General features: G+C 67.0%; 3 protein-coding genes. All 3 read left to right on the top strand.

Going from position 1 to position 3,406, the window contains the following annotated elements; translation table 11 throughout:
* Positions 1-40: 40 nt before the first annotated feature.
* The 3 genes from rplA (at position 41) to AC5RWT_RS35845 (ending at position 3,109) form a co-directional block, all read left to right on the top strand.
* A complete protein-coding gene (gene rplA, locus AC5RWT_RS35835; RefSeq protein WP_494084376.1) occupies positions 41-748 on the top strand; it encodes a 50S ribosomal protein L1 in 708 nt (235 codons plus the stop codon).
* A 255-nt stretch (positions 749-1,003) separates the two neighbouring features.
* Entirely contained in the window at positions 1,004-2,107 is a 1,104-nt protein-coding gene (locus AC5RWT_RS35840; RefSeq protein ID WP_494084374.1) for a GNAT family N-acetyltransferase, read from the top strand.
* Positions 2,108-2,374: 267 nt separating this feature from the next.
* Positions 2,375-3,109, top strand: a complete 735-nt coding sequence (locus tag AC5RWT_RS35845) for a FadR/GntR family transcriptional regulator (protein WP_494084375.1) — start codon at positions 2,375-2,377, stop codon at positions 3,107-3,109.
* The last annotated feature ends 297 nt before the right edge of the window (positions 3,110-3,406 follow it).

Genomic DNA, 3,406 nt, shown 5'->3' on the forward strand with positions numbered 1-3,406 from the left:
CGCGGTCCGCAGACCACAACTGCACAAGGAGAAAAAGCAGATGGCAAAGCGCAGCAAAGCATATGAGGCAGCTGTAGCCAAGATCGAGGCGGACAAGGTTTACGCCCCGGTCGAGGCAATCACTCTGGCCAAGGAGACCAACCCCTCCAAGTTCGACGCGACCGTTGAGGTGGCTTTCCGCCTCAGCGTTGACCCGCGCAAGGCGGACCAGATGGTTCGCGGCACGGTCAACCTGCCGCACGGCACCGGCAAGACCGCCCGCGTGCTGGTCTTCGCCACCGGCGACAAGGCCGAGGCCGCTATCGCCGCCGGCGCCGACTTCGTGGGCTCGGACGACCTGATCGAGAAGATCCAGGGGGGCTGGACCGACTTTGACGCCGCCGTGGCAACCCCGGAACTGATGGGCAAGGTCGGCCGCCTGGGCAAGGTCCTCGGTCCGCGCAACCTGATGCCGAACCCGAAGACCGGTACGGTGACCCCGGACGTGGCCAAGGCTGTCAACGACATCAAGGGCGGCAAGATCGACTTCCGCGTCGACAAGCACGCCAACCTCCACTTCATCATCGGCAAGGTGTCGTTCGACGCCGACAAGCTGGTGGAGAACTACGCCGCCGCCCTGGAAGAGGTGCTGCGCCTGAAGCCGTCCGCTTCCAAGGGCCGGTACATCCAGAAGGCCACCGTCGCCACCACCTTCGGCCCCGGCATCTCGGTGGACCCGAACGTGACCAAGGTGGCTGTGGAGGCCTAACCAGGACTTCGCGTTCGCCGGCAACGGCGACCACCGGCAATGGCCGCAGCTCCATGCTGCGGCCATTGCGTCGTTAACGGGCATGACGACGGCAGCTAACGGGCAGGCTGGCGGCAGCGCCCAGGGCCGGCCCCGGGGTGTTCTTCCGGTGGTCCCGCTCCCTGGTCCGGCCCCTGCGCCGGTGCTGGTGCCCGTCCGCGGTCATGCCGTAGAGTGATTGGCACTAGTCAATCACTTATGCCGCGAGGAGCAGGGATGCCCACCGCTTCGATCACGATCGCGCCGCTGCCGATCCCGTCCACTGTGGACGGCCCCGGCGGCGAGGATTTTACTGCGTCGGCAGAGCTGTCCAATCTGGTCAACGGGCTGATCTGGGGCACTAATGATTTCTGGGTCAGTCCGGCCGCCCGGCTGGAGGGGTGCCGGCCAAGTGACTACTCGGTGACGTACCTCTGGGCGGCGAAGGACGGCGACCGGCACGTGGGCCGCGCCTTGCTGGAACTGTCGTTGCAGGACAACCTGCGCAACGGCTACGTCTTTGTGGCAGTCCACCCCGAGTACCGCCGCCGTGGCCTGGGGAGCCGGCTGCTGGCCGAGGCCGAAGCTCTCGCCCTCAGCCAGGGGCGAACCACGCTGCAGGGTTGGAGCGAGCAGCCTGCAGATTTCGAGGTTGAGGGACCGGACATGCTCCGGCCGGCGACGGGGTCCGGCGCTTTGCCGGCCTCCGCGCCTGCGGTGCGCTTTGCAACGGTTAGCGGCTTCCGGCTGGAGCAGGTGGAACGCTGCAGCAGCATGCCGGTTCCCGCCGACCCGGAGCGGCTGGCAGCGCAAGCGGCAGCAGCAACCGCCAAGGCCGGCGGCAACTACCGGCTGGTGGAGTGGGCCGACAGTTGCCCGGCAGAATACGTGAGCCAGTATGCGGCCCTGCGCCAACAGATGAGCACCGACGTCCCGCTGGGCGAGCTGGACTACGAGGAAGAAGCGTGGGATGAGGCCAGGGTGCGCCAGAACGAGGAAGAGTTGCGGCGCAAGGGCGGCCGTTGCCTGGCGGTCACGGCGCAGCATCTGCCCAGCGGCCGGCTGGTGGGGCAGACCGTGCTGGAATGGTTCCCGGATCAGCCCGAGGTGGTCTTCCAAGGGGACACCCTGGTGCTGCCCGCCCACCGCGGCCACAATCTGGGAATGCTGATCAAGGTCCGGAATCTGCAGAGAGTTGCGGAAGCATGGCCGCAAAGCCGGCGCCTGTATACCTGGAACGCCGCGGAAAACAGCCACATGCTGGACATCAATATCGCCCTCGGCTTCTCGCCCGCAGGCTATGAAGCTGCCTGGCAGAAGAAACTGGACGCCGAGCACTAGCCCAGGGGCGGTGCACGGGGCAAGAGGGAGAGCACCAGGCCAGGAGGCGCCAGCGGGGCGGGCCGCATCCCGGTGGGGCGGCGTGGTGTAGGAGGAACACCGCCTTCTGGACCCCGGACCCGGCCGCCTGGTGGGGCTTGTGTCGCCGTGGGTGACGTGGCATGTCCGAGTGTGGCGCCCTGCCGTAATGCTACGGGTCGGTAACCAGAAGCCGAGGCTACGATACCAGCGCGCCGGCAGATCCGCCGGATGGGACGGGAGGGTCCGATGGAACGCAGGACGCTGGTGGACACGGTGGCGGAGGAACTGCTGGAGGGGATTGTTGCAGGCCGGTTGGCTCCCGGGGACACGCTGCCCACAGAAGCCGAGATTGCGGTGCAGTCGCAGGTCAGCCGGCTCACTGTGCGGGAAGCGCTTACCAGGCTGCGGGCGATGAACGTCATCAGTGTCCAGCGGGGCCGCGGCACCTTTATCAACCCTGCCGAGGAGTGGACCTCCGTCGAGGCCATCGTCCGCGCCGCCGCGCACAGCATGAGCGACTCTGCCGCCTCAAGGCAATTGCTCGAAGTGCGCCGTCTGGTTGAATCCGGCGCCGCTGCGCTGGCCGCGGCCCACCGGACTGCTGCGGACCTGGAGGTGTTGCGCGGGGAATTGGAAGCGATGACGGCGGCGGATGCCGCCGGTGACGCGGATGCCTTCGTCGAAGCCGACAGGCTGTTCCACACGGCGATCCTCCAAGCGTCCGGCAACATCCTCTTTCCTGCGGTCTTCGTCCCAATGGGGCGTGTGTTGGCAGAAGCCCGGCGGGAGGCATTTGTGGCCCAAGCCGTACGCTCCCGCACGCTGGCCATGCACCACCGCGTGCTCGCCGCCGTCGTAAGCCGTGACTCCCAAGGGGCCCGCCATGCGATGGAGGACCACGTGGACCAGGTCCAGGACGACCTCGACGGCAGGGCCCCCGGCCCGGGGGAGGCCTCCGCGGTACAGCCCGCCGCCGTTTAGCGCCCGCCCACCAGGGCGGGTTCGTCGAAGCCGGCTGCCGCTGACCGATTTGGAGTCAGCGGCAGCATCGCGTAACCTTGAAGAACCAAAGACCGTCGGTCGTTGAAATCCTCCATGTTTTCAACCGAAAGTCCCATGCCTGGGACGGCCTGCGCAGGTGAACGAAGCATTGCCCCGCCACCGGATACCGGTGAGGGAGTGAAGCCCCGTGCATCTGCATGGGGCGTTTTTTATGCGTGCGACCCGAACCACCGGCACTATTCCCCGGAAGGAGGGTTATGGCAACGCCAACCAAGG

The organism is Arthrobacter sp. Dra40 (assembly GCF_059091905.1).

Coding starts and splice junctions, on each gene's coding strand:
- rplA (WP_494084376.1), top strand. CDS start 41: ATGGCAAAGCGCAGCAAAGCATATGAGGCAGCTGTAGCCAAGATCGAG.
- AC5RWT_RS35840 (WP_494084374.1), top strand. CDS start 1,004: ATGCCCACCGCTTCGATCACGATCGCGCCGCTGCCGATCCCGTCCACT.
- AC5RWT_RS35845 (WP_494084375.1), top strand. CDS start 2,375: ATGGAACGCAGGACGCTGGTGGACACGGTGGCGGAGGAACTGCTGGAG.